Here is a 21,910-nt window from a genome sequence, read left to right as displayed (position 1 = left end):
CCAAGGGCGCGCTTCGTCGAAGGGACCCGCATGAAACAATACCTTGACCTCGTCCGCACGATCCTCGACACCGGCACGTGGCAGGAGAACCGCACCGGCATCCGCACCATCAGCATGCCGGGCGCCATGTTGCGCTTCGACCTCCAGCAGGGCTTTCCCGCCGTCACCACGAAAAAGCTGGCGTTCAAGTCGGCGGTGGGCGAACTGGTCGGGTTTCTGCGCGCCTCGCGCAGCGCCGCGGATTTTCGCGATCTGGGCTGTAAGGTGTGGGACGCGAACGCCAACCAGAATCCGCAATGGCTTGCCAATCCGTATCGTCAAGGTCCGGACGACCTCGGCGACGTTTACGGCGTGCAATGGCGCCAGTGGCCGGCCTACAAAGTGCTGGACGCAGGCGCCAGCGCGCAATTGGCCGACGCCACGCTTCGTGGCTTTCAGGTGGTGACGGAATTCGAGGAAGACGGCAACCGCAAAGTGTTGCTGTACAAAGCGATCGATCAGCTGCGGCAGTGTCTCGACACGATCATGCAGAACCCCGCCGACCGGCGAATCCTGTTTCATGCCTGGAATCCCGCCGTGCTGGACCAGATCGCGCTGCCGGCTTGCCACCTGCTTTATCAGTTCCTGCCGAATGTCGCGCGTCGTGAAATTTCGCTGTGTCTGTACATTCGCAGCAACGATGTCGGCCTCGGCACGCCGTTCAATCTGACCGAAGGCGCGGCTTTGCTGCATCTGGTCGGCCGCCTGACGGGTTATACGCCGCGCTGGTTCACCTACTTTATCGGCGACGCGCACATCTACGAGAACCAGCTCGACATGCTGCAGCAACAACTCACGCGCGAGCCGTACGAAAGCCCCGCCTTCGCGATCTCGGACCGTGTGCCGGACTACGCGAAAACGGGCGTGTATGAGCCGGAATGGCTTGAGAAAATCGAGCCATCGGACTTCTCGCTGGTCGGCTACCGGCATCACGAGCCGCTCACGGCGCCAATGGCGGTCTGAGCACGGTCTGGGAGTCCGTTCGCAGCCTGCTCAAAGAATAAACCCCCGCGATGCGAATCGCGGGGGTTTATTCTTCCAGCCTTCCAGCCTTCCAGCCTTCCAGCCTTCCAGCCTTCCAGCCTTCCAGCCTTCCAGCCTTCCAGCCTTCCAGCCTTCCAGCCTTCCAGCCGTCAAGTAGCAAGCGCACCAAGCTGCGCGCCTAATCCTTAGCCTTTGTGGCGCTCGTCACGGTTGCCGCCGGACGAATGCTGTTCGACGTGCTGCGGTTGCGGTTGGGGACGCGGCTGCTGGGCCTGCTGCGGACGCGGCTCGGGGCGTGGCTGCTGCACCTGCTGCGGACGGGGCTCGGGGCGTGGCTGCTGCACCTGCTGCGGACGGGGCTCGGGGCGTGGCTGCTGCACCTGCTGCGGACGGGGCTCAGGACGCGGCTGCTGCACCTGTTGCGGAATCGGCTCAGGACGCGGCTGCTGCCCCTGTTGCGGAAGCGGCTCAGGACGCGGCTGCTGTGCCTGTTGCGGCTGCGGACGATATTCTTCACGCGGTTGCTGCTGAGCTTGCTGCGTCGGTTGCGGCCGGGGCTCCTGCGGCTGGGCGTGTACTTCAGGCGCGCGCTGCGGCTGCGCTTCCGGCTGACGCTGAGCCTGCTGCTGCGGCTCAGGACGGGCCTCCGGCTGGCGTGCCTGTTCCTGCGGGGCGCCATGTTGCTGCGCCTGTTGGGCCATCGGCGTGTGCGGCTGCGTCCATGCAGGCTCGTGCCGTCCTTCCACGCCCGGTTGCGGCCCCGCTTGCACCGGCGCGCCGTGCTGCTGCGCGTAAGCATTCGGGTTGGCGCCATTCGCTTGCGGCGGACGGGGCACGCCATTGGACGGACGACCTGCCTCACCGGGTTGCTGGTGCAGATTGGCCATTTGCGGTGGCATGCCCGGCCGGGCTTGCGGTTCGCCGCCACGCTGCGGTTGAGCGTTGCCCGGCGCTTCTCCCGGCCGCTGACCGGCCTGCTGCATGCCGTTAGGCGCACCCGGTGCACCCGGCGCGGCGCCCGGTGTGCGCCCGGCCATATGCGACTGTACGACCCGCACGTTCTGCACCGGCATGGCCCCCGGTCCGCCCGCCATATGAGCCGGCACCGAGGTTCGCACGATCGGCTCGCCCGCGCCCGGTACCCGTCCGCCGCTGTGCGCAAAGTTTTGCGCGAGCGTGTCGTGGTAGGCGGCCGGCACAGCCGGACTGCGCGTGGCGACGACCGGACGCGCCATCACGCCGGCCGGCGGACGGTAGTTCGCGTTACGCAAGCCCGGTCCGAAGCTTTCCTTCACCGGCGCGATTCCCGGACCGCCCGGATTGATCTGCGCGTTGCGCCACTGTTGCGGATCGACCTTCTGCGCGAAGCGGCCGACCGATTGACCATGCACGAAGGCCGTCGCCGGCACCGCGGTCACTCCACCGGGCGCGCGATAGTTGATGTACGTGTTGTGAATGTTGGTCACATTCACATTCGTCACGTTGCGGTTGTAATTGTTGACGACCGTCGTGTTGTTGACGCGATTGTAGTAACCCGGGCTCCAGTGATCGTGATCGCCCCAGCGCGGGTGCCACGGTTCGCCTGGGCCTAGCGGGAACCATGCGACGCCGGCTGCGACCGCGCCGCCAATCGCCAGGCTCACCCCCCAGTTGGCTCCGCCGCCACCTCCGCCCACGAAGGCGACCAGCGCCGGTGCGTAGACGGGCGGTTCGCTGACCACGACCGGTCCCGGCACCCATGCCCACGAGTCGTCGACGTAGGCCCAGCGGCCATAGTGGTAGGGCGCGAAGCCCCACGGCGCATCGTCGACCCAGGTCCAGCCCCAAGGCGCTTGCCATACCCAATGGCCGTCGTGATAAGGCGCCCAGCCGGCGGGTGTCTCACGCGGCACCCACACTTCACCGTACTGCGGGCTGCTGCGCCACGTGCCGTTGGCGTCGAGATCCTGATAGCCGGGAATGTCGCGCGACACGTAGCGCGCCGACACCGAGCGGTCTTCCGCAGCGTCGCGGCTAGTCGCCCATTGATCGAAGCCGTCGAGGCCGGGTGCGCCGTTGTCGGCGACCTGTTGCAAGTTGCTGCCGGTAAAGCGGATCTGCTGGCCGGCCGCGACCGGCACCTGGCCGCTGTCGCCGTACACGGTCGCGCTGCCGCTGCGCACGGTGACGGTGGTGCTGCTGCCGTCCGGCGCGACGTCGACGCGGTAGTCGCCGGGGCCGTTCAGGCCGAGCGCCAGATTCGGCGTGTCGATTTCATAGGAGGAGCCCGGTGCCAGTTCGCGCACTCGCGCCGACAACGTACCCTGCGCGACCTTCAACTGAGCGGTGTTGTCGTCGAGATTGAGGATGTCGAGACTGGTGGCCTGGTCGAGGCGCACCTCGGTCGAGCCGATATGCAGTTCGGAGCGCGCATTCTGATCGTTCCACAACTGATCGCCGGTGGTGAGCGGGCGATTGATCTGCGCGTACGACCAGTCGGTTGCGCCGGCTGGCTCGGTGGTCACGGCGCCGGCGGTGTAGTTCAGACGCGCAACGCGCCCCGGCGGGTCGGTATTCTGAGAGGCTTGATAGGCAGCGTCCGGCGGCGCCTGGGCGGCCTCCTGCGCAAAGGTGGCTTGCGCCGCGAACAGGAATGCCGCAGCGGCGATCAGCGTGTAGCCGGTCATCCGGCGTTTCGAGTGTTGGGGTGTGGCCATTGTTCTCATGATTTATCTCCGACGCGGCATTTTGCAGCATCCATGGAACCACTTTACCCGTACGGTTTGTTTCAAGGCCGCCACTTTTGTAAGGCCCTCTCGCGAGCGTGTAACAAAAGGTCTCGATAAGGGTCTCGATTAGGTGATTCGTAAGCTGATTGCGAAAATTCTGTAATCGCATCAATCGGTTAAGGATGACTCAAGCGGCCAGGAACGCGTCGAAATGACGATGGCCTGCCGGCGTGATGCGCAAGATCCGCGGGCGCTCAGTGCGCTCGACCCAGCCATGAGCCGACCATGAATCGAGCAGCGCGGCGCCGAGCGCTCCACCCAGGTGCGGACGCCGTTCGCTCCAGTCGGGACAGGTGCAGGCAAAGCGGCGCCGGCGGGCCTTCTGGGCGGACAGGTCGATGCCCCAATCGGCGAAGCGGGCGGCGCCTTCGGCAGTGGCTTCGAGCGACGAGCCGTGCAGTGTCAGCAGGCCGCGCTCGACCAGCCGCTCGAACACCCGCACCGACAGTTCGCCCGCCATGTGGTCGTAGCAGGTGCGGGCGTAGCGCATGTCGAGCGGCACGGTGCGCACCGGACGCGGCACGGCCCGTTGCGGTGCGCTGACCTGCGCGACGTTGGCGAGCGCTTCGATGGACGCGGCGATGTCCGGCGAGGCGATCCGGAAATAGCGGTGCCGGCCGCGCACTTCGAGCGCGAGCAAGCCGCCGTCGGTCAGACGCGCCAGATGAGCGCTGGCCGCCGACGGCGAGAGTCCGGCGATCATCGTCAGTTCGCCGGCCGGGCGGGCGCTGCCGTCCATCAGCGCCCACAGCATCGCGGCGCGGCCGGGGTCGGCGAGCAGCGCGCCGATACGGCTCAAGCCTGGGAAGTGGTTGTGCTCGTCTGCGAGGTTCGCGGGCATCGTGCGTCTCCGGTTGGTGGCGCGGGCAGGGCGCCATGCAGTCCACTGTATCTGGCTGTCGTATTCGATGTTTCAGCTTAGCGTGAATTGTCGAATACAGCGGTTACGAAAATCCGGCGGTTAGGGCAGGGTAGGGCGTGTTTGGGTGTTTGGGTGTTTGGGTGTTTGGGTGTTTCGGTGCTCCGATGTCGCTTCGAAAATGCTTCGGAGATGCTTCGGAGCCGTGCCGGGCCGCCAGGCTAGAATCGAACCCTGTCTTTGCAGGAACACGCAGTCATGAAATGTCTTCTTGCCGCCGCTGTCGCGGTTCTGCTGTTCAGCGCATGCGCGCAGGGCGGTTCCGGTTCGAGCTCGGGTGCGGGCACGGGCAGCATCACGATGTACGGCATGATCGACGAGGGCGTTACGGTCCGCAAGTAAGCCCGAGGCGACGACGGCCGCTTTTTCAAGCGGGTGGGGGGCGGCTGGCTGGAATTGATGCATCATTGTCATTCCTGCCACTTCCGGCCATGTGACGATCCGGGTATCGCCACTTTCGCCGCCCGAGGCCTACCGATGCCGCCGTCCGCTGCTTCTTCCACCGCTTCTTCCATCGCTCCTCCCACCGCCTCCGCCGCCGTTTCTTCTCTGGCCGCCGGTCAAACCGGCGCCGGCCATTCCGATCCCGACGGCCGGCGCGCCGCGCGCGTGCTGGCGGTCTGCCAGGCGCTCTACACCTCATCTGTTTCGATCGATCTGACCTTGACCGGTCTGGTCGGCTACACGCTTGCCGACGACAAGGCGCTCGCGACGCTGCCGTTCTCGCTGATTACCGTCGCCGCCGCGCTGACCACGATCTTTGCGTCGTTCCTGATGGCGCGCATCGGCCGGCGCGCGGGCTTCGTGCTCGGCGCGGGTGTCGGCGCGCTGGGCGGGGTGGTGTCCGTCTGGGCGATTTTTCATCACAGTTTCTGGGCGTTCTGCGCCGGCACGGCGACGGTCGGTGTGTTTCAGGCGTTCGCGCAGTATTACCGGCTGGCGGCCGCGGACGCCGTCGGAATCGAAGGCAAAAGCCGCGCGATTTCGACGGTGCTCACCGGCGGCGTGGTGGCGGCCGTCTGCGGGCCGCTTCTCGCCGCATGGAGCAAGGAGTGGCTCGCGCCGGTCGCGTTCGCGGGCTCCTACGCGCTTGTCACCGGCTTCGGGCTCGTATCGATTGCCATGCTGGCGTTCCTGTATCGCGACGCAGCACCGCCCGCGAGCGTGGCCGCGACTCACGAACCGGCCCGGCCGCTCGGCGAAATCGTCCGGCAGCCGATCTTTGCCGCGGCGCTCGCCAACAATGCGCTCGGCTATGCCGTGATGATGTTCGTGATGACCGCGACGCCGATTGCGGCGGTCGCATGCGGCCACACGATCGGCGACGGCGCGGCGATCATTCAATGGCACCTGGTCGGCATGTTCGCGCCGTCGCTGTTTTCCGCACGGCTGATCCGGCGCTTCGGCGTGCTGCCGGTGATCGGTGCGGGGATCGTGCTGTCGGCGCTGTGCGGTGTGTTGGCGTTGCGCTCGACCGATCTGCCGCACTTCTACGCGGCGCTCGCATGTCTCGGCGTGGGGTGGAATTTCATGTTCGTCGGCGGCTCGACGCTGCTTGCACAATCGTATCGGCCGTCCGAGCGGGCCAAGACGCAGGCGACCAGCGAATTCACAACGTTTGCGTTTTCCGCGCTGGGCTCGCTATTCGCCGGGCAATTGCTGGCGCGCTTCGGCTGGGCGACGATCAACGCCGCGATCTTTCCGCTGCTCGGGATGGCGGCGTTGGCCACGCTGGGGTATGCATGGTCGAGTAAGCGGCAACTCGCGAAGGGGGGGTCCTGATGGCTACGCGTCATATCGTTTTCGCGGTGGCGCCGGAGCTCGTGTTGCTCGATGCGTGCGGACCGCTCGAAGCGTTCTGGCGCGCTGAGTTGACGATGGCGGCTGGGGCTGGCTCAAACAGCGAGCCAACCGGGCCGGTCGCCTATCGCACGACCGTCGCGTCGATCGACGGCGGCGTGTTGCAAACCTTCCCGGGTCTGCCAGTCGTCACGCAACGGCTTGATTCGCTCGACGACCAGCCGATCGACACGCTGATCGTCCCGGGCGTCCCGATCGACCCACACTGCAGGTTGCAGCCGGAACTCGTCGCGTGGATCAGGCGCCGTGCGCCGCAGGCGCGGCGCGTGTGCTCGGTCTGCACGGGCGCCTTCTATCTGGCGGCGGCGGGCCTGCTCGACGGCCGCCGCGCGACTACCCATTGGCGCGACGCGCCGCATCTCGCGCGCCGTTTTCCCAACGTGCAGGTCGACGCCGATCCGATCTTCATCCGCGACGTGGGCCACGGGGAAGGCGCGGGCGTCGTCTGGACATCGGCGGGGGTGACGGCGGGCATCGATCTGGCGTTGGCGCTGATCGAAGAAGATCTCGGCCATGCGGTCGCGATGCAGGCGGCGCGGCGGCTGGTGGTGTTCATGAAGCGGCCCGGCGGCCAGTCGCAATTCAGCGCGGCACTGGCAGCACAGGCGTCGGCGGGCGGACCGTTCGAGGCGCTGCATAGCTGGATGGCGGCCCATTTGCGCGACGACCTGTCGGTCGAACGGCTGGCCGAGCGCGCGCAGATGAGTCCGCGGACTTTCGCGCGGCGCTACGTGGACGAGGTCGGCCGCACGCCGGCTAAAACCGTGTCGGCCTTGCGTCTGGAGGCGGCCGCGCGGGTGCTGGCGGAGTCGCGCCGGCCGCTCAAGCGGATTGCGCTCGATTGCGGCTTCGGCAGCGAGCAGAACTTGCGGCGCGCGTTTGTGCGGCGCTTTGGCGTAATGCCGCTCGAGTATCGGGAGCGTTTCGAGTCCGCGGCCGCGCCGCGGCGCGAGTCGGCCGCCGCGGCTGCCGAGGCGAACTGAAGGGGCGAACTGAAGGGGCGGCAGGCCCAAATTCGACGAAAGTATGATGGCCGTCCACGCCGAAATTCGGCAAGATAACCCCATCCGGCCCGCGACGAAGTCAATTTCGGGCTCGTATAATCGCCTCCTTTAAATGCATCCGATTGACCGGAGTCAAGATGAGCACGCCTGCCTTAGCGCCGCTGGACCGTTCCGAAACCACCTTCCGTTTTCTCGCCGAGCCCAGCTCGGTCAACTTCGGCGGCAAGGTGCATGGCGGCGCGTTGATGAAGTGGATCGACGAGACCGCGTACGCGTGCTCGGCGGTGTGGTCGGGGCGCTACTGCGTGACGGTCAGCGTCGGCAATATCCGCTTTCGCCGGCCGATCCTGGTCGGCAACCTGGTCGAACTGCGCGCGCGGGTCGTGGCGACGGGCCGCACCAGCATGCACATCCACGTGTCGGTGCAGGCCGGCGATCCGAAGGGCGGCGAGCTGCTGCAAACCACGGACTGCCTGGTGGTAATGGTGGCCGTCAACGAGAACGGCCACCCGGTGCCGGTGCCGGCGTTCGTGCCGGAAACGGATGAACAGAAGCGCCTCGCCAAGTACGCGATGGACGTGAAAGAAGCGCTCGACGCGATCGTAGAATTGAAGCCGGAAGAGGTCGCGCAGGGGAAGATTTAAGCCGAGCCCGCAGGCCGCGCGATCGTTGCATTCGCGGCCTGCTGTTCAACGCGGGCCGGGAAATCGGCCAACCGGGCAAAAGTGCCGCCCGATCGTGTAGCGGCTCACCCGGCCGAATGCCCGACCATATCCTTCGGCCGTACCCATTCGTCGAACTGCTGCTCGGTGACATAGCCGAGCGCGAGCGCCGCCGCCTTCAGCGTAGTGCCTTCCTTGTGCGCCTTCTTCGCAATCTGCGCGGCCTTGTCGTAGCCGATGTGCGGATTGAGCGCCGTCACCAGCATCAGCGATTCGTTGAGCAGCGTATCGATGCGCTCGCGATTCGGCTCGATGCCCACTGCACAGTTGTCGTTGAAACTGTGTGCGCCGTCGGCGAGCAAACGGACCGATTGCAGCACGTTGTGCGCGATCATCGGCCGGAACACGTTCAACTCGAAGTTGCCGCTCGCGCCGCCGATATTCACCGCGACGTCGTTGCCGAACACTTGCGCGCACAGCATCGTCAAGGCTTCGGACTGGGTCGGATTGACCTTGCCCGGCATGATCGAGCTGCCCGGTTCGTTTTCCGGAATCGACAGTTCGCCGAGCCCGCAGCGCGGGCCGCTCGCGAGCCAGCGGATGTCGTTGGCGATCTTGTTCAGGCTCGCCGCCACTGTCTTCAATGCGCCGTGCGCGAACACCAGCGCATCGGCCCCGGCCATGACTTCGAATTTGTTCGGCGCGGAGACGAACGGCAAGCCGGTCAGCTTGCCGATCGCGGCCGCCACCTTGTCCGCGAATTGCGGATGCGCGTTCAACCCCGTGCCGACCGCCGTGCCGCCCTGCGCGAGTTCGTACAGATGCGGCAGCGCCGACTCCACATGACGAATGCCGTGATCGAGTTGCGCGACGTAGCCTGAGAACTCCTGGCCGAGCGTCAGCGGCGTGGCGTCCTGCAGGTGCGTGCGGCCGATCTTGACGATGTCGGCAAAGGCTTTCGCCTTGCCGTCGAGCGTATCGCGCAGCGTCTTCAGCGCGGGCAGCAGATGCTTGACGGCCGCATTGGCGGCGGCCACGTGCATTGCCGTCGGAAACACGTCGTTCGACGACTGGCCGCGATTCACGTCATCGTTCGGATGCACCTTGCGCGCTTCGCCGCGCTCGCCGCCGAGCAGCTCGCTCGCGCGATTCGCGATCACCTCGTTGAGGTTCATGTTGGTTTGCGTGCCGGAGCCGGTTTGCCAGACAGCGAGCGGAAATTCCTCGGGGTGCTTGCCGTCGATGATCTCATCGGCCGCTTGCATGATCGCCTTCGCCTTGCTCTCGTCGAGCACGCCCAGACCCAGGTTGACTTCGGCAGCGGCGCGCTTGATGACGGCCAGCGCGGTGATCAGCTCGGGCGATTGCTTCTCGGACGAAATACGGAAGTTCTGCAGCGAGCGCTGGGTTTGCGCGCCCCATAGACGAGTGTTCGGCACGGCGATTTCACCGAACGTATCGCGCTCCATTCGTACGTCTTCAGTCATGGTTCAACTCCGCTTTTCAAAGTTCTGCGTTGACGGGCAATAGGGAGAATAGACCCGTTAGCGCATTCCGGTAAAAGCCCGCTTGGGGATCGAAGATATAGGTGCGGCGCGCGCCGTCCTCGACGTCGGTCCAGACGAGCGGCGACAGGGGCGCGCCGATCGAGCGCAGATAGGCGAGTTGCGCCGGATCCGCGAGTGTGACGTGGTAGCTCGCTTCGGGCGCGATGGCGCGTTCGAAGATCCGCGCGACCTGTTCGGCGAGCACCGGGCTATGGATGACCAGCGTCTGCTCGGTATTCAGATTGGCCGAGCGCGGATCGAGATTCATCGAGCCGATCACCAGAATCTTGCGGTCGATGACATAGGTTTTTGCGTGCAGGCTGGTTCGCGAGCCAGATCCGGCGAAACCGGTGCTCGGCACGCTCTGCTGCGGTTTGAATTCGTACAACTCCACGCCTTGCTGTAACAGCGGCACGCGGAAGGGGCTATAGCCGGCTTGCACGGCCACCGCGTCGGTTGCCGCGAGCGAGTTGGTCAGCACGGCGATCCGTACGCCACGATGCGTCAGTTCGCCGGCCGCTTTGACACCGGCCTCGTGCAGCACGAAGTAGGGCGAAATGACCAGAAAATCTTTCTGCGCGTCGCGCATCAGTTCGGCGAGTCGCTGCATCGGCGGGCTGACGTAGTCCGGCGACGGATGTTCGATTTTCTCCGGCAGGTCCGCCTTGAATTCGGCCGGCGCCCATGTCAAGCCGAGTTGATCCTGGGCAATCTGCGAGGCGAGCGGGGTAGCGTTCAGCGGCTTCGCGTTGTACGGATCGGCGTTGGTGCGCCAGTGCTGGCGTAAATCGTCGCGCGTCTGGTCGAGCTCCTTCGCATCGAATTTCTGTTTGTTCAGCACCCGCAGCGGATAGGCGATGCTGCTGTTCCAGTAGTCGTCGAAACTGGCGGAGACGTCGGCGGCAATTGGGCCGGCGGCTAGCACGTCAAGGTCGCGGAACTGCAGCGTTTCGCTGGCGCTGAAATATTCGTCGCCGAGGTTGCGGCCGCCGACGATGGCCAACTGGTTGTCGGCGATCATCGACTTGTTGTGCATGCGGCGGGTGAAATGGCCGATCTGCGTGAACACGTTGGTGGTGCGTTCGAACATGCCTTCCTGCGCGCTGCCGAACGGATTGAAGACGCGGATATCGATATTGTCGTGCGAGTTCAGACCTGCCATCGTACGGTCGATGTCCTTGAAGTTCAGATCGTCGACCAGCATGCGCACTTTCACACCATGGTCGGCCGCATAGAGCGCGGCGCCGAGCAGCAATTTGCCGGTGGTGTCCTCATTGGCAATGTAGTACTGCATGTCGAGGGTTTTTGTTGCCGCGCGCGCGAGCGCGATGCGCATCTGCAAGGCGTCGGTGCCGCTCGATAGGAGCCGGAAACCGGACTCGTCCGGATGCGCGGCTTCGAGCGGCGCGAGGGCCGTGTGAAGCGGCGTTGTTTCAGTGACGGGCAGTGCGTGGGTGACCGGACGGTCGAATGCGGTGGCGGGAGGTTTGGTGGCGCAAGCGGTTAAAAATGCCGTTGCGCAGCACAGCAGGAAGAAATGTCTCGCCGTCCCCCAGTCCCGCAAGGGGACTTCCATCGGGGCGAGGGACTGCGTCCGGTGCGTGCTGAACGCGTGCTTGCTATGCGGTGCAGCCTGATTTTGATTTTGATTTTGACGCCACGACACGCTGTTTCTCCCGTTTGCAGGCCTCTCATGGCGGCAGCGGGTGTGGCTTGCTTACGCCGCCGAGAAATCCATTCTAAGCGGAATCAGGTGCCGCGCCGGGTGTGACTGGCACGCGTCGCAAGCTCAGTTTGTGAAAGCGCAGCGTCATCAGCAGCGCAACGCTCGCGAGACCGGCCGCGAGTCCCCACCACAAACCGCGTGCGCCCAGCCCGAAGTGGAATGCCAGCACGTAACCGGTCGGAAAGCCGATGACCCAGTACCCGAAGGTCGCGGCGATCATCGGCACGCGCGTGTCCTTCAGCCCGCGCAGGCAGCCTGAGCCGACCGTCTGCATGCCGTCGACGATCTGGAAGATCGCGGCCACGCCGAGCAGCGAGCTCGCCAGGGCGACCGTGGCTGCGTTAGCGGGGTCGTCGAGGTGCAGATAGAGGCCTACGATCCAGTGCGGCGCGGCGATCAGCACAATGCCCGACAGCGTCATGAAGCCGATGCCGAGCGCGAGCGCGACGAAACCTGCGTGGCGCGCGGCGAGCGGCTGGCCGGCGCCGGACCAGTAACCGACCCGCACATTGGCCGCCTGGCCGATCGCGAGCGGCACCATGAAGGCTACCGAAGCGACATTCAATGCGATCTGATGCGCGGCCAGTTGCGATTCGCCGAGCAGGCCGACCATCAGGCCGGTGGCGAGGAACAGGGTCGACTCGACGCCGTAGGTGATCGCGACCGGCCAGCCGATGCCGAACAACTCGCCCATCAACGGCACGTTCGGCCGTGTCGCGACAACGAAGTGTTTATAGCGTGGCCGCAGATGCAACAAGGCCATCAGCACGAGCGCGCTCAGCCACACAGTGATCGAGGTGGCCGCCGCCGAACCGAGAAAGCCGAGGCGGGGCAGTCCGTAGACGCCGTGAATCAGCCCGTAGTTGAGAAAACCGTTGACGAACACGCTGACGAGCGACACCCACAGGAGCCGCTTGGCGGCGCCGATGGCCGGCAGGAACGAGCGCATCAGGCCGACGCCGATCAGGCTGCCGAGCGAGCCCCAGCGCAGCACCGCCGCGTATTCGCCGACATTGTGCGCAAGCAGCGTGGGTTCGCCGAACGCCAGCAGGATCGGTGTAGCGAACGACAGCAGGAAGAACGCGGGCACCGACAGCAGTACCGACAGCACCAGGCCGGTCCAATAGATATGCGGCACACGGCCCTCGTCCTGCGCGCCGCGCGCATGCGAGACGCTCACGCTGACGGAGGTGAGCACGCCCTGCAATAGCGTGACCACGACGAAGAACAGGTTGGCGCCGAGGCCGCCGGCGGCGAGCGCGTCGGGGCCGAGCGAGCCGAGCAGGATCGTGTCGGTGACGCCCATCGCCATTTGCGAAAGTTGCGCAATGGCGAGCGGGGCCGCGAGCCGAGCGGTGTCGGCCGCGTGGCGGGACAGGGTCGGCGGTCGGGCGGCCACCCGGGTGAAGCCGGATTGAGTCATGGAGCGCTTGGAAGCAGAAGGGGCAACAGCGTGGCGGCGGGCGCAAGCCGGGTGGCTCGCGGGGCTTGCGCGCGGCCGGTGAGGCGGCGACATGCGCAGGTTCACCCGAAGCGTAGGGCGGCTGTCAGCCGATTGTTTGTCTGTCGAAACCGACAGCTTATTGCTTGGGCGCGGGGATGTCGATGGAGGAAGCACGATTTTGGTGCGCGCGGCCTTCCGGGTTTTCGGACTCAACGCCCCGGATGACGGGCCGTTGGTCACCAGTCTTCGATTTCGAGTTCGCGGCCGCCAGTCGCCGGTTCAGCGTTTTTGGCTGCGGGTGTGCCCCGGGACCGGCGAGGCAGCGCGTCAAGCCTCGTGCACTGCGATTCGCGTATCGCCGAACAGCACGACCTGACCCGCGCGAATTTTGCAGGTCTTACGCGTCTCGACCCGGCCGTCGACGGTCACCGCGCCGTCCGCGACCATCATTTTTGCCGACCCGCCGCTGTCCGCGAGCCCCGTTATCTTCAGGAGATTGTGCAGTTCGACGTAGTCGCCGGTCAGTGTGAAATCGAGGTTGGGCATGGCGTTTGCACCTTGAAGCAAAGGGTTCGCATGATAAGCCAGAAGCTTGCCCTGAATGACAGTCCCCGTGGGACGGGACCGTACTCCGGCAATTGAAAGCAGATGTTATGCGTATGTTATGAAGTTGTCGGAAAGTGAAACGTTCCGTAACACGGGTCGTATGTTTGGAAATTCACTCGTAAAGTTCGTCCTTGCAGCAAAGCCTGCTGCATTCTTCCAGCAATGACTAGACCGGGCGTGCCGCGCCGGATACGGCGCCCGCGTCACAACAACTTTAGAGAGGATTTAGCCATGACCCAGATTCGTACGCTCCTGATCGGTACCGCCCTGACTGCTTTTGCCGCTACCGCCGCGCTCGCGCAGACCGCGCGACCGGCCGCCGGTATCAACGGCCAGGCACAGATTCAGACCCAAGGCGCCGATGTCGCGCCCGCAGCGCCGGCCGCGCAGGGTGTGCAGCCGGCGGCGCCGGCGCCGACGCGTCTGACGGCATCGGGTTCGCCCGATCCGCTGGTCCAGAAGCGCGACGCCAACGCACAGGCGAACGCCGACTACAAGGCGTCGAAGAAGGCGTCCAAGGCGGAGTTGAAGCAACAGCAAAAGGCTGCCAAGTCGCAGTACAAGGAGCAGGTGCGTGATGCCAGGATCAATCAGAAGGCCGACAAGCAGACTGCCGACAATGAAATGAAGATGAACATGCAAGGCGGGGCTGCCGATCAGGATAACGGCGCTGACGTGAAGCACTAAGCCTGAGTCTGAAGCACATGGCGTGGCGGCAATCCTGGCCGCCGCGTCGCAAGTCGCGGGCGCCAGCGTCAGGTGCGCCGATAGCGGCCGGGCTGGCCGCGGCCGCGCAGGCGAAGATCGAGATTGGGGCCAGGCTCAGGACGATGTGGGATTGAACCTGCTTTTGCCGCTACTGCCGCTACTGCCGCTACTGCCGCTACTGCCGCTACTGCCGTTGCTGCTGTTGTGGAGCCGGACGCGGCGGCACGAAGAAATTGCGCAGCCATGCGGCGAGACGTGAGAACACGTCATACGGTTCTTCGACGAAAATCTCCGGCTTCAGCAAGCGCAGGTACTCCATGATCTGCTGCGCTTCCTGCTTCTGGAACGAGCCGTGCGAAATCCCCAGGCGCAACAGGCCGCGCAGTTCGCCGAGCTTTTCGCGCGCGGAGCTGCCCACACCGGTTTCACATGCCACTTTGGCTTCGTAGACGCGTTGACGCAGTGATTCCACCAGACGCCAGGCTGGCGTCTGCATGACTTCCTCGAGCGCCTGGATGTCCTGCGCCGCGCCCTTGATCTGCGCCGCAAGCGGATCGATCAGCGCAGCGTCGCCTTCCGCTTCCTTGACGATGGCCGCCGCCCAGTCGCGGCACTGCTTGGCGAGCTCTTCCGGCGTCCATTCCGAGCGGGCCGCAAAGCCGAAACCGAATTCTTCCGCCTGCCGCATCAGAATCGCCACGACGTCCGGGAATTCCTTGTCTAGCGTGCGTTTCGCCCACGCGTACTGACCACCTTGCAACATTCGCTGAACCGCATGTTCTGTCAGCGGCACGATATTGTCGAGCAGCTTGGCGCGCAAAAAGTCCTCAAACGACGGCGTCGCGAACTGCGGATCGAGCTTCAGCGAAACCCGCAAAAAAGCGTCGAAGTCCTTGCGCAGCGTCGCAATGGTCTCGTCTTTGAGCTTGAGGGTGATTTGACCCATGTGTTATCCCGTTTGGTCCTGCCGCGCGGCCTCGTCAAGTCGCCCGACCGTAGCCGGGCCCTGTGAGACGCGACGCCAAATGCCGTCGCGGTTGATTCCTGCCTGTTGCCGCGTAACCAGCGGGATGGTTCCCGATGAGCGGACCTCGACATCATATCGGCGGAATTAAGGGAAACTTAAGGGTGGGCGAGGTTTTGGCGGCGGCCTTGGAGGGATGCGTCGCCTGTGAGGGGCCGTGGGCGGTGGGCGCCTGCACCATGCGGGGACAGCCGTGCCTCGCGCCCATGACAACGTGGGCGCGAGAGGCATGATGTGGGCCTCGAACAGCGCCTATTTGAGCACGAGGCCTTGCCAGACAAAAAAGACCGTCAGGCCGACCGCAATGGTCAGGAGTGGCCGCCGCGTCAGCGCGCTGACCGCGACGGCCGCCAGCGCCCCGACCAGTTGCGGATTGCGCCAGGTCAATTCGGCACCGGTGCCGTGCGGCGAGACCGCCATCGGGACGATGATCGCGGTTAGCACTGTAACGGGTACGAAACCAAGCGCGGTGCGCACGAGCGGCGGGAACACCAGCCGGTCGCCGAGCACGAAGACGGCGGCGCGGATCACCCACGTAATGACGGCCATGCCGAGGATCAGAACGACGTAGTTCATCGCGATGCCTCCATGGTTTCCTGCGAAGTTTCCCGCGAGGTTTTCCGCGGGGCTTCCCGCAGGGCATCCTGCGAGGTGTCGCGCGAAGCTTCTCGCGAGGATTCGCGATTCTCCCGCGCGCCTCGCCCAAGCCACGGCACTGACAGCAAGACTCCGATTACCACGCCCGCGAACACCGCGCCGAGCAGGCCGAGCTTGTACGGCCATGCTTGCCAGAAGAAGGCCAGCGTGCCGGCGGTCACGGCCGCCGCGATATAGCGCAGCGCGACGAGTTGCGGCACGACGATCGCGATGAAGGTGGCAACCATTGCGAAATCGAGCCCGAGCGACTGCAGGCCCGGAAAGGCGGCACCGAACAGCAGGCCGGCAACGGTCCAGAGCTGCCAGTTCAGGTACATGGCGAGCCCCGCGCCAAAGAAGTAGTGCGGGCCGATCGTGCCGGGCTCCCGATGCCGGTAATGTTCCCACGCGACCGCGAAAACTTCGTCGGTGAGCAGTGCGCCGAGCGCCCAGCGCCAGCGCGCGGACAGATGCGCGACATGCGGCGCGAGCGTTGCGCTGTACAGCACGTGACGCAGGTTGACGACGAGCGTGGTCGCCCAGATCACCGCAAAACTCGCGTGACCAGCGATCAGGCCCAGCGCGATGAATTGCGCGGAGCCGGCGAATACGACGAGCGACATCAGCTGCCCGTGCCATAGATGCAGCGGGCCGGATGCGACCAGGGTGCCGAAGATCACGCCGAAGGGCGCCGCACCGACCATCATCGGGATGATGTCGCGCGCGCCGGCGGTGAATTCTTTTAAGTGGCTAGAGCCTGAAGGCTGGCCGGGGTTGGAATGGGTCAATCTTGCCTCCTTGATTTGGGAAGCATAGCGATTGGCGGTGGACGGGGCTTGTACGTTCTTGCGGTGGCGAGTCCAGGATGTCTTGTCAGGTTGCGGGGCGGCCGGCTGGAGCGTATGGACGACGGCTCTGCGAGAGGCGGGGACGGATGCTTATATAGAGTGGCTGGAAGGACCCGCTCGCAGGTTGAGTCGTGCGGCGTATGGCTAGCCAGGTCCAGGGCGCGCGGCGAATAGGTGGCGGCCGTGCAGCCGTCCGTGCGAGTCGAATCAGTCGCAAGCCCGCTGTGCCCGGTGCCTCGCCGTGCTGGACGGTGTTGTCTCAGGCGCCTTGCCAGCGTCCCGGGGGCACCCCGAACATGCGCCGGAAATGGCGTGTGAAATGACTTTGGTCCGTGAAACCACTCGCTGCGGCGACATCCGTCACTGAGACACCCGCGCGCAACGGTGCGAGTGAGCGTTGCAGGCGCACCTGGTTGCGCCACGCGTGCGGTGGCAGGCCGGTAGCCTGATTGAACAGGCGTGCGGCGTGAAACGGCGATAGTCCCGCTGCCCGCGCCACTTCCGCCAGCGTGACTGGTTCGGCGAGGTCGCCGGTCAGGCGCTCCTGCATTGTGGCGACGCGGGCGTCGTCGGCGGCGAGGCGCGACGGTTCCGGCTGCGTTTGCGAGTAGCGGACCAGCAAGGTGGACAGCGCGTCGAGCATGGCGGCCTCGGCGGCAAGCGGATCGTCGCCGGCCTCCAGCAGACAATGCGCGTGCGCCAGCCGCTGCGCCAGATCGTGATCGCGGATCACCCCCGGCGCGAACCACGGCAACGCCTTTGGCTTGCCGGCGACCTCGTTGGCGAGCTCGTGAATGAAATCCACGGGTGCATATATCACGCGATATCGCCAGCCTGCCTCGACAGCCTTGGAACCCGTGTGCAATTCGCCAGGATTGATGATCGGCACACTGCCCGCTTCGGCGACATAGTCCGAGCCGCGATATCGATACCCCTCGGCTCCCGCGACGATCACCGGAATCGTGTACGCATCGTGCCAATGCGGCGTGAACTCGTGATTGTGATATTCGGCCGTGAGCAGATCCGCGCCGGGCAGAAGCGGCGTGCGCCAGTAGCGGGCGGAATCCTGAAAGCGATGGGCGGTCATGATGAAAGTCCGGTGGTCCGGTGGTCCGGTGGTCCGGTGGTCCGGCAACCCGGCGGTCCGGCGGTCCGGCAATCCGGCAACCCGGCAACCCGGCAACCCGGCAACCCGGCAACCCGGCAACCCGGCAACCCGGCAACCCGGCAACCCGGCAACCCGGCAACCCGGCAATCCGGCAATCCGGCAATCCGGCGGTCCGGCAACCCGCCTGGACCAGTCAGTGTAGCGCGCCGTGGCCGCTACCGGTGCCGTCACTCACGAGTGCATGCCTTTGCGTAGTGAGTTTTGCCGTTGGACGGTGATTACTTGACTGGGATCGTCGTACCAGCCGGCATCGGCACGGCGCTTACGCTGTTTTTCGCGCTGCCGCTGACGATGCGGTCGCTGTAGGTCATGTACACCAGCGTGTTGCGCTTCGCGTCGACCACCCGCACCACATGCAGCGATTTGAAGATCAGCGACATGCTTACGGAGAACACGTCTGCCTGCTGTTTCACTGGCCCCGTGAAGTGAATCGCGCCGACCTGACGGCAGGCGATTGACGCTTCGGTCGGATCTTCGGCGATGCCGAGCGTGCCCTTGATGCCGCCAGTGCGCGCCCGCGAAACGTAGCAGGTCACACCCTGGACCAGCGGATCGTCATAGGCTTCGACGACCACGCGGTCCGAACCTGTGATGTGGAAGTTGGTATTGACGCTGCCGACTTCTTCGCTGTGTGCCGGGGAAAGCAGCAGGGCGGCAGTGACTGCAAGCGCGATGCGCAACAAGGTCGGTTTCATGAGATGGCCGGGAATGAGCTTTTGGGTTGGGCGCGAGAAGGTGTTACGCCGATAAAACACCATCGTATAACGGTGTGCCCGTCAGAGGGTCGGTGCAAATGCCCGCAGCAGGCCATGCGTTATCTTCCGGCCGGAACAAACCAGCCCTCCCCGGACTGGGCCGCCTGATCTGGCATTGAAACAGGCTGGACCAAAACGGCAGACCAAAACGCCGGGCCAAAATAAAAAGGCCCGCACGAATGCGGGCCTTCCAAATTTTGGCTCCTCGACCTGGGCTCGAACCAGGGACCTACGGATTAACAGTCCGGCGCTCTACCGACTGAGCTATCGAGGAACAGCAGTACCACTTGATCTACATAAAAAAGCCCGTATTGGTTAACGGGCTTTTGCAATTCTTGGCTCCTCGACCTGGGCTCGAACCAGGGACCTACGGATTAACAGTCCGGCGCTCTACCGACTGAGCTATCGAGGAACAGAACAACAAACAGCAGAGAAGCGAAATTGTAGGGGCAGCTTAAGCACCTGTCAATACCTTGCGTTCATCTCGATTTGGGTCGGATTCGGCAGGGCGGCAGACAGGCCGCGCCGCTCAACGTGCGAGCAGGGCCAGCTTTTCCTTCACGTCCTTGAATTCGTCGGCTTCCGGCAACGGCGCTTTGGTTTTGGTAATGCTCGGCCAGTTCTTCGCCAGATCGGCATTCAGCTCGATGAAGTTCTGCTGGTCGCCCGGCACGTCTTCTTCGGCATAAATAGCGTTTACCGGGCATTCGGCGACGCACACGGCGCAGTCGATGCATTCATCGGGGTCGATCGCGAGGAAGTTGGGACCTTCGCGAAAGCAGTCCACCGGGCACACATCGACGCAGTCGGTATAGCGGCACTTGATGCAGCTTTCGGTCACAACGTGAGTCATTCAGGCAGCTCCTGCATGCGGAATCAGGGGAGGCGAAACGCCAAAAGCGCTATTGTAACGTAACGTCAAGAGCCGCATACGGCATCGGGGAATGCCTTTTATACGTTTTCGTGATTAGTTTATGGCGTCCGGCGAGAGCCGCCCGCCCGCGCGATCAATCCGGGCGCATTCGGGTAACATGCGTCAAGCCGACGCGCAAGGGGCGCGCCGCCCGCGCATGGGTTGACGCCTTTGGTCGAGTCAAGCCTTCCGTTTTTCCAGCAGTCCCGTTCGCACCATCATGATTATTACTTCGCTGCTCGACACCGATCTGTACAAGTTCACGATGATGCAGGTGGTTTTGCATCACTTTCCCGCGGCGAATGTCGAGTACCGGTTTCGCTGCCGCACGCCGAATGTCGACCTCGTGCCGTATATCGACGAGATTCGCGGTGAAGTGCGCAAGCTGTGCGATCTGCGCTTTACCGACGACGAGCTCGATTACCTGCGGCGCATGCGCTTCATCAAGGGCGACTTCATCGAGTTTCTCGCGCTGTTCCATCTGAACGAGAAGTACATTTCGATCGAACCGTCGCCGAAGGGCAATGGCGAAATCGACATCGAGATCAAGGGGCCGTGGCTGCACACGATCCTGTTCGAGATACCGATGCTCGCGATCGTCAACGAGGTCTACTTCCGCAACACCCAGCAAAAGCCTGATTACAGCGAAGGGCGCGGCCGTCTCGTCGAAAAGATCAAGCTGCTGGGCGCGCGCCCGGAATTCGCCGACTGCAAGATCGCCGACTACGGCACGCGCCGCCGCTTCTCGAAGCAATGGCACGAAGAAGTGACGCTCACGCTGAAAGACGGTCTCGGCGAGCAATTCGCCGGCACCAGCAACGTCTTCTACGCGATGAAGCACAACCTCACGCCGCTCGGCACGATGGCGCATGAATACTTGCAGGCGTGCCAGGCGCTGGGTCCGCGGCTGCGCGATTCGCAGATCTTCGGGTTCGAGATGTGGGCAAAGGAGTATCGCGGCGACCTCGGTATCGCGCTGTCCGACGTGTACGGCATGCAGGCTTTTCTGCGCGACTTCGACATGTACTTCTGCAAGCTGTTCGACGGCGCGCGCCACGATTCCGGCGATCCGTTCGACTGGGGCGAGCGCCTGCTCAAGCACTACGAGGCGAACCGCTGCGACCCGCGCACCAAGATCCTCGTGTTCTCCGATGCACTCGACATTCCGAAGGTGCTGCAACTGTACGAGCGTTTCCGCGGCCGCTGCAAGCTGGCATTCGGCGTGGGCACCAATCTGACCAACGACCTGGGCTACAACCCGTTGCAGATCGTCATCAAAATGGTTCGTTGCAATGGTCAGCCGGTGGCGAAGCTGTCGGATTCGCCGGGCAAGAACATGTGCGAAGACAAGGCCTATCTCGCGTATCTGCGTCAGGTGTTCGGCATTGCGCAGCCCGAGGAAGACGTTGTGAAGTAATGCGGCGCCGGCGCGGCCCATGTGCGGCTCGCGTGCCGATACGTCGCGGAGGCCGCGCTCGCCGCGTGGCCGATGCGGGGTCGATATGCGGCCATAGGCCGTTCGGCCAGGGTGTTTGCGCGCAGGGTGGCCGGTATAATCCTCGCCATATCGCACGGCTGTCGACACGAGGATTTCGCATATGGACACATCGATTGCCCGCCGCAACATCCTGGCGCGCATCCGCGCAGCACAGGGGCGCGAGCCTGAGCCGTCTGTTTCCGAGCGCGAGGCGGCTGCGGATTATCTGGCACGCCATCCCCAAGGCCCGCGTCCGGAGATGCCGTCCGATCTGACCACGCGCTTCATTGAAGAAGCGCAGAAAATGGCGACCACGGTCGATACGGTCGAAACGCTGGGCGAGGTGCCTTCCGCCGCGCATCGGTACCTTACTGAACACGCCTTGCCGCTGCAGGCGATCGCCTGGCAAACCCTGCAAGATCTGCAATGGGCCGAGGCCGGCCTCAACGTCGAATTCCGCAAGCCTGAAGATGGCGACGTGGTCGGGCTCACCGGCTGCTTCTGTGCGACTGCGGAGACGGGCACCGTCGTTCTGTTGTCCGGACCGGAAACCTATGCATCGGCAAGCCTGCTGCCGGAAACGCACATAGCAATCGTGCCGGCTTCGCGCATCGTCTCAGGACATGAAGAGGCGTTCGGGCTGATCCGCAGCGAACGCGGCGAGCTTCCGCGCGCGGTCAATTTCGTCTCGGGGCCATCGCGCACCGGCGATATCGAACAGACTATCGTGCTTGGCGCACATGGACCTTATCGGGTGCATGTGATCGTCGTACGTGGCGCCTGAGCGCGACGAGCGTCGGTGTCTCCGCGCGGCGCGCACGG

General features: G+C 64.5%; 19 protein-coding genes, 2 tRNA genes and 1 pseudogene. 8 read left to right on the top strand and 14 right to left on the bottom strand.

Going from position 1 to position 21,910, the window contains the following annotated elements:
• Positions 1-30: 30 nt before the first annotated feature.
• The gene (locus tag P3T22_RS09110; protein ID WP_063496879.1) at positions 31-1,002 is read left to right on the top strand and encodes a thymidylate synthase; all 972 of its coding nucleotides are present in this window, start codon (positions 31-33) and stop codon (positions 1,000-1,002) included.
• Between the two features lie 206 nt (positions 1,003-1,208).
• On the opposite strand, the gene P3T22_RS09105 is transcribed toward P3T22_RS09110, so the two are convergent.
• Positions 1,209-3,728 carry a DUF6600 domain-containing protein gene (locus tag P3T22_RS09105; RefSeq protein WP_429324792.1) on the bottom strand — a complete coding sequence of 840 codons (2,520 nt, stop codon included), beginning with the start codon at positions 3,726-3,728 and terminating at the stop codon, positions 1,209-1,211.
• 190 nt (positions 3,729-3,918) lie between these two features.
• Positions 3,919-4,632 (bottom strand): ArsR/SmtB family transcription factor, encoded by a 714-nt coding sequence (locus P3T22_RS09100; protein WP_063496877.1) that lies wholly within the window; start codon positions 4,630-4,632, stop codon positions 3,919-3,921.
• A 276-nt stretch (positions 4,633-4,908) separates the two neighbouring features.
• Here P3T22_RS09100 and P3T22_RS09095 point away from each other — a divergent pair, with 276 nt between their 5' ends.
• The 4 genes from P3T22_RS09095 to P3T22_RS09080 all read left to right on the top strand — a co-directional run bounded on the left by P3T22_RS09095 (position 4,909) and on the right by P3T22_RS09080 (position 8,218).
• A complete protein-coding gene (locus P3T22_RS09095; RefSeq protein ID WP_429324791.1) occupies positions 4,909-5,052 on the top strand; it encodes a hypothetical protein in 144 nt (47 codons plus the stop codon).
• A gap of 135 nt (positions 5,053-5,187) precedes the next feature.
• The gene (locus tag P3T22_RS09090) at positions 5,188-6,492 is read left to right on the top strand and encodes an MFS transporter (protein ID WP_429324790.1); all 1,305 of its coding nucleotides are present in this window, start codon (positions 5,188-5,190) and stop codon (positions 6,490-6,492) included.
• On the top strand, positions 6,492-7,553 hold the full coding sequence (locus P3T22_RS09085; RefSeq protein WP_429324789.1) for a GlxA family transcriptional regulator: 1,062 nt from the start codon (positions 6,492-6,494) through the stop codon (positions 7,551-7,553). The genes P3T22_RS09090 and P3T22_RS09085 overlap by 1 nt, the downstream gene beginning before the upstream one ends.
• Positions 7,554-7,711: 158 nt before the next feature.
• Entirely contained in the window at positions 7,712-8,218 is a 507-nt protein-coding gene (locus P3T22_RS09080; RefSeq protein WP_063496874.1) for an acyl-CoA thioesterase, read from the top strand.
• A gap of 104 nt (positions 8,219-8,322) precedes the next feature.
• Here the strand turns inward: P3T22_RS09080 and fumC are convergent, their stop codons facing one another.
• The 4 genes from fumC to P3T22_RS09060 all read right to left on the bottom strand — a co-directional run bounded on the left by fumC (position 8,323) and on the right by P3T22_RS09060 (position 13,499).
• Positions 8,323-9,723 (bottom strand): class II fumarate hydratase, encoded by a 1,401-nt coding sequence (fumC, locus tag P3T22_RS09075; protein WP_429324788.1) that lies wholly within the window; start codon positions 9,721-9,723, stop codon positions 8,323-8,325.
• A gap of 16 nt (positions 9,724-9,739) precedes the next feature.
• Positions 9,740-11,359, bottom strand: coding sequence for a phospholipase D family protein (locus tag P3T22_RS09070; protein ID WP_063498035.1), 1,620 nt, complete (start codon positions 11,357-11,359; stop codon positions 9,740-9,742).
• 163 nt (positions 11,360-11,522) lie between these two features.
• On the bottom strand, positions 11,523-12,932 hold the full coding sequence (locus P3T22_RS09065; protein ID WP_063496872.1) for an MATE family efflux transporter: 1,410 nt from the start codon (positions 12,930-12,932) through the stop codon (positions 11,523-11,525).
• A gap of 348 nt (positions 12,933-13,280) precedes the next feature.
• Entirely contained in the window at positions 13,281-13,499 is a 219-nt protein-coding gene (locus P3T22_RS09060) for an RNA-binding S4 domain-containing protein (protein ID WP_063498034.1), read from the bottom strand.
• A gap of 291 nt (positions 13,500-13,790) precedes the next feature.
• On the opposite strand from P3T22_RS09060, the gene P3T22_RS09055 reads away from it, so the two are divergent.
• Positions 13,791-14,246: a hypothetical protein gene (locus tag P3T22_RS09055; RefSeq protein WP_429324787.1), complete on the top strand. Its 456-nt coding sequence runs from the start codon at positions 13,791-13,793 to the stop codon at positions 14,244-14,246.
• Positions 14,247-14,451: 205 nt separating this feature from the next.
• Here the strand turns inward: P3T22_RS09055 and P3T22_RS09050 are convergent, their stop codons facing one another.
• The 8 genes and pseudogenes from P3T22_RS09050 to fdxA all read right to left on the bottom strand — a co-directional run bounded on the left by P3T22_RS09050 (position 14,452) and on the right by fdxA (position 19,551).
• Entirely contained in the window at positions 14,452-15,213 is a 762-nt protein-coding gene (locus P3T22_RS09050) for a DUF4088 family protein (protein WP_063496870.1), read from the bottom strand.
• A gap of 330 nt (positions 15,214-15,543) precedes the next feature.
• Positions 15,544-15,867: an AzlD domain-containing protein gene (locus P3T22_RS09045; protein ID WP_429324786.1), complete on the bottom strand. Its 324-nt coding sequence runs from the start codon at positions 15,865-15,867 to the stop codon at positions 15,544-15,546.
• A gap of 92 nt (positions 15,868-15,959) precedes the next feature.
• Positions 15,960-16,715, bottom strand: a pseudogene (locus P3T22_RS09040) (AzlC family ABC transporter permease); the annotation flags it as partial.
• 319 nt (positions 16,716-17,034) lie between these two features.
• The gene (locus P3T22_RS09035; protein WP_063496868.1) at positions 17,035-17,862 is read right to left on the bottom strand and encodes an AraC family transcriptional regulator; all 828 of its coding nucleotides are present in this window, start codon (positions 17,860-17,862) and stop codon (positions 17,035-17,037) included.
• 299 nt (positions 17,863-18,161) lie between these two features.
• On the bottom strand, positions 18,162-18,638 hold the full coding sequence (locus P3T22_RS09030; RefSeq protein WP_063498033.1) for a CreA family protein: 477 nt from the start codon (positions 18,636-18,638) through the stop codon (positions 18,162-18,164).
• A gap of 258 nt (positions 18,639-18,896) precedes the next feature.
• Positions 18,897-18,972, bottom strand: a tRNA-Asn gene (locus P3T22_RS09025).
• A 62-nt stretch (positions 18,973-19,034) separates the two neighbouring features.
• Positions 19,035-19,110, bottom strand: a tRNA-Asn gene (locus P3T22_RS09020).
• 117 nt (positions 19,111-19,227) lie between these two features.
• On the bottom strand, positions 19,228-19,551 hold the full coding sequence (gene fdxA, locus P3T22_RS09015) for a ferredoxin FdxA (RefSeq protein WP_020069367.1): 324 nt from the start codon (positions 19,549-19,551) through the stop codon (positions 19,228-19,230).
• A 280-nt stretch (positions 19,552-19,831) separates the two neighbouring features.
• On the opposite strand from fdxA, the gene pncB reads away from it, so the two are divergent.
• Entirely contained in the window at positions 19,832-21,028 is a 1,197-nt protein-coding gene (pncB, locus tag P3T22_RS09010; protein WP_063496867.1) for a nicotinate phosphoribosyltransferase, read from the top strand.
• 181 nt (positions 21,029-21,209) lie between these two features.
• Positions 21,210-21,872, top strand: a complete 663-nt coding sequence (locus P3T22_RS09005; RefSeq protein WP_429324785.1) for a LutC/YkgG family protein — start codon at positions 21,210-21,212, stop codon at positions 21,870-21,872.
• Positions 21,873-21,910: the final 38 nt, after the last annotated feature.

Source organism: Paraburkholderia sp. GAS348, assembly GCF_050434205.1.
GTDB lineage: Bacteria > Pseudomonadota > Gammaproteobacteria > Burkholderiales > Burkholderiaceae > Paraburkholderia.
Note: the sequence above shows the minus strand (reverse complement) of the source record. Positions and strands in the feature narration are given on the sequence as shown.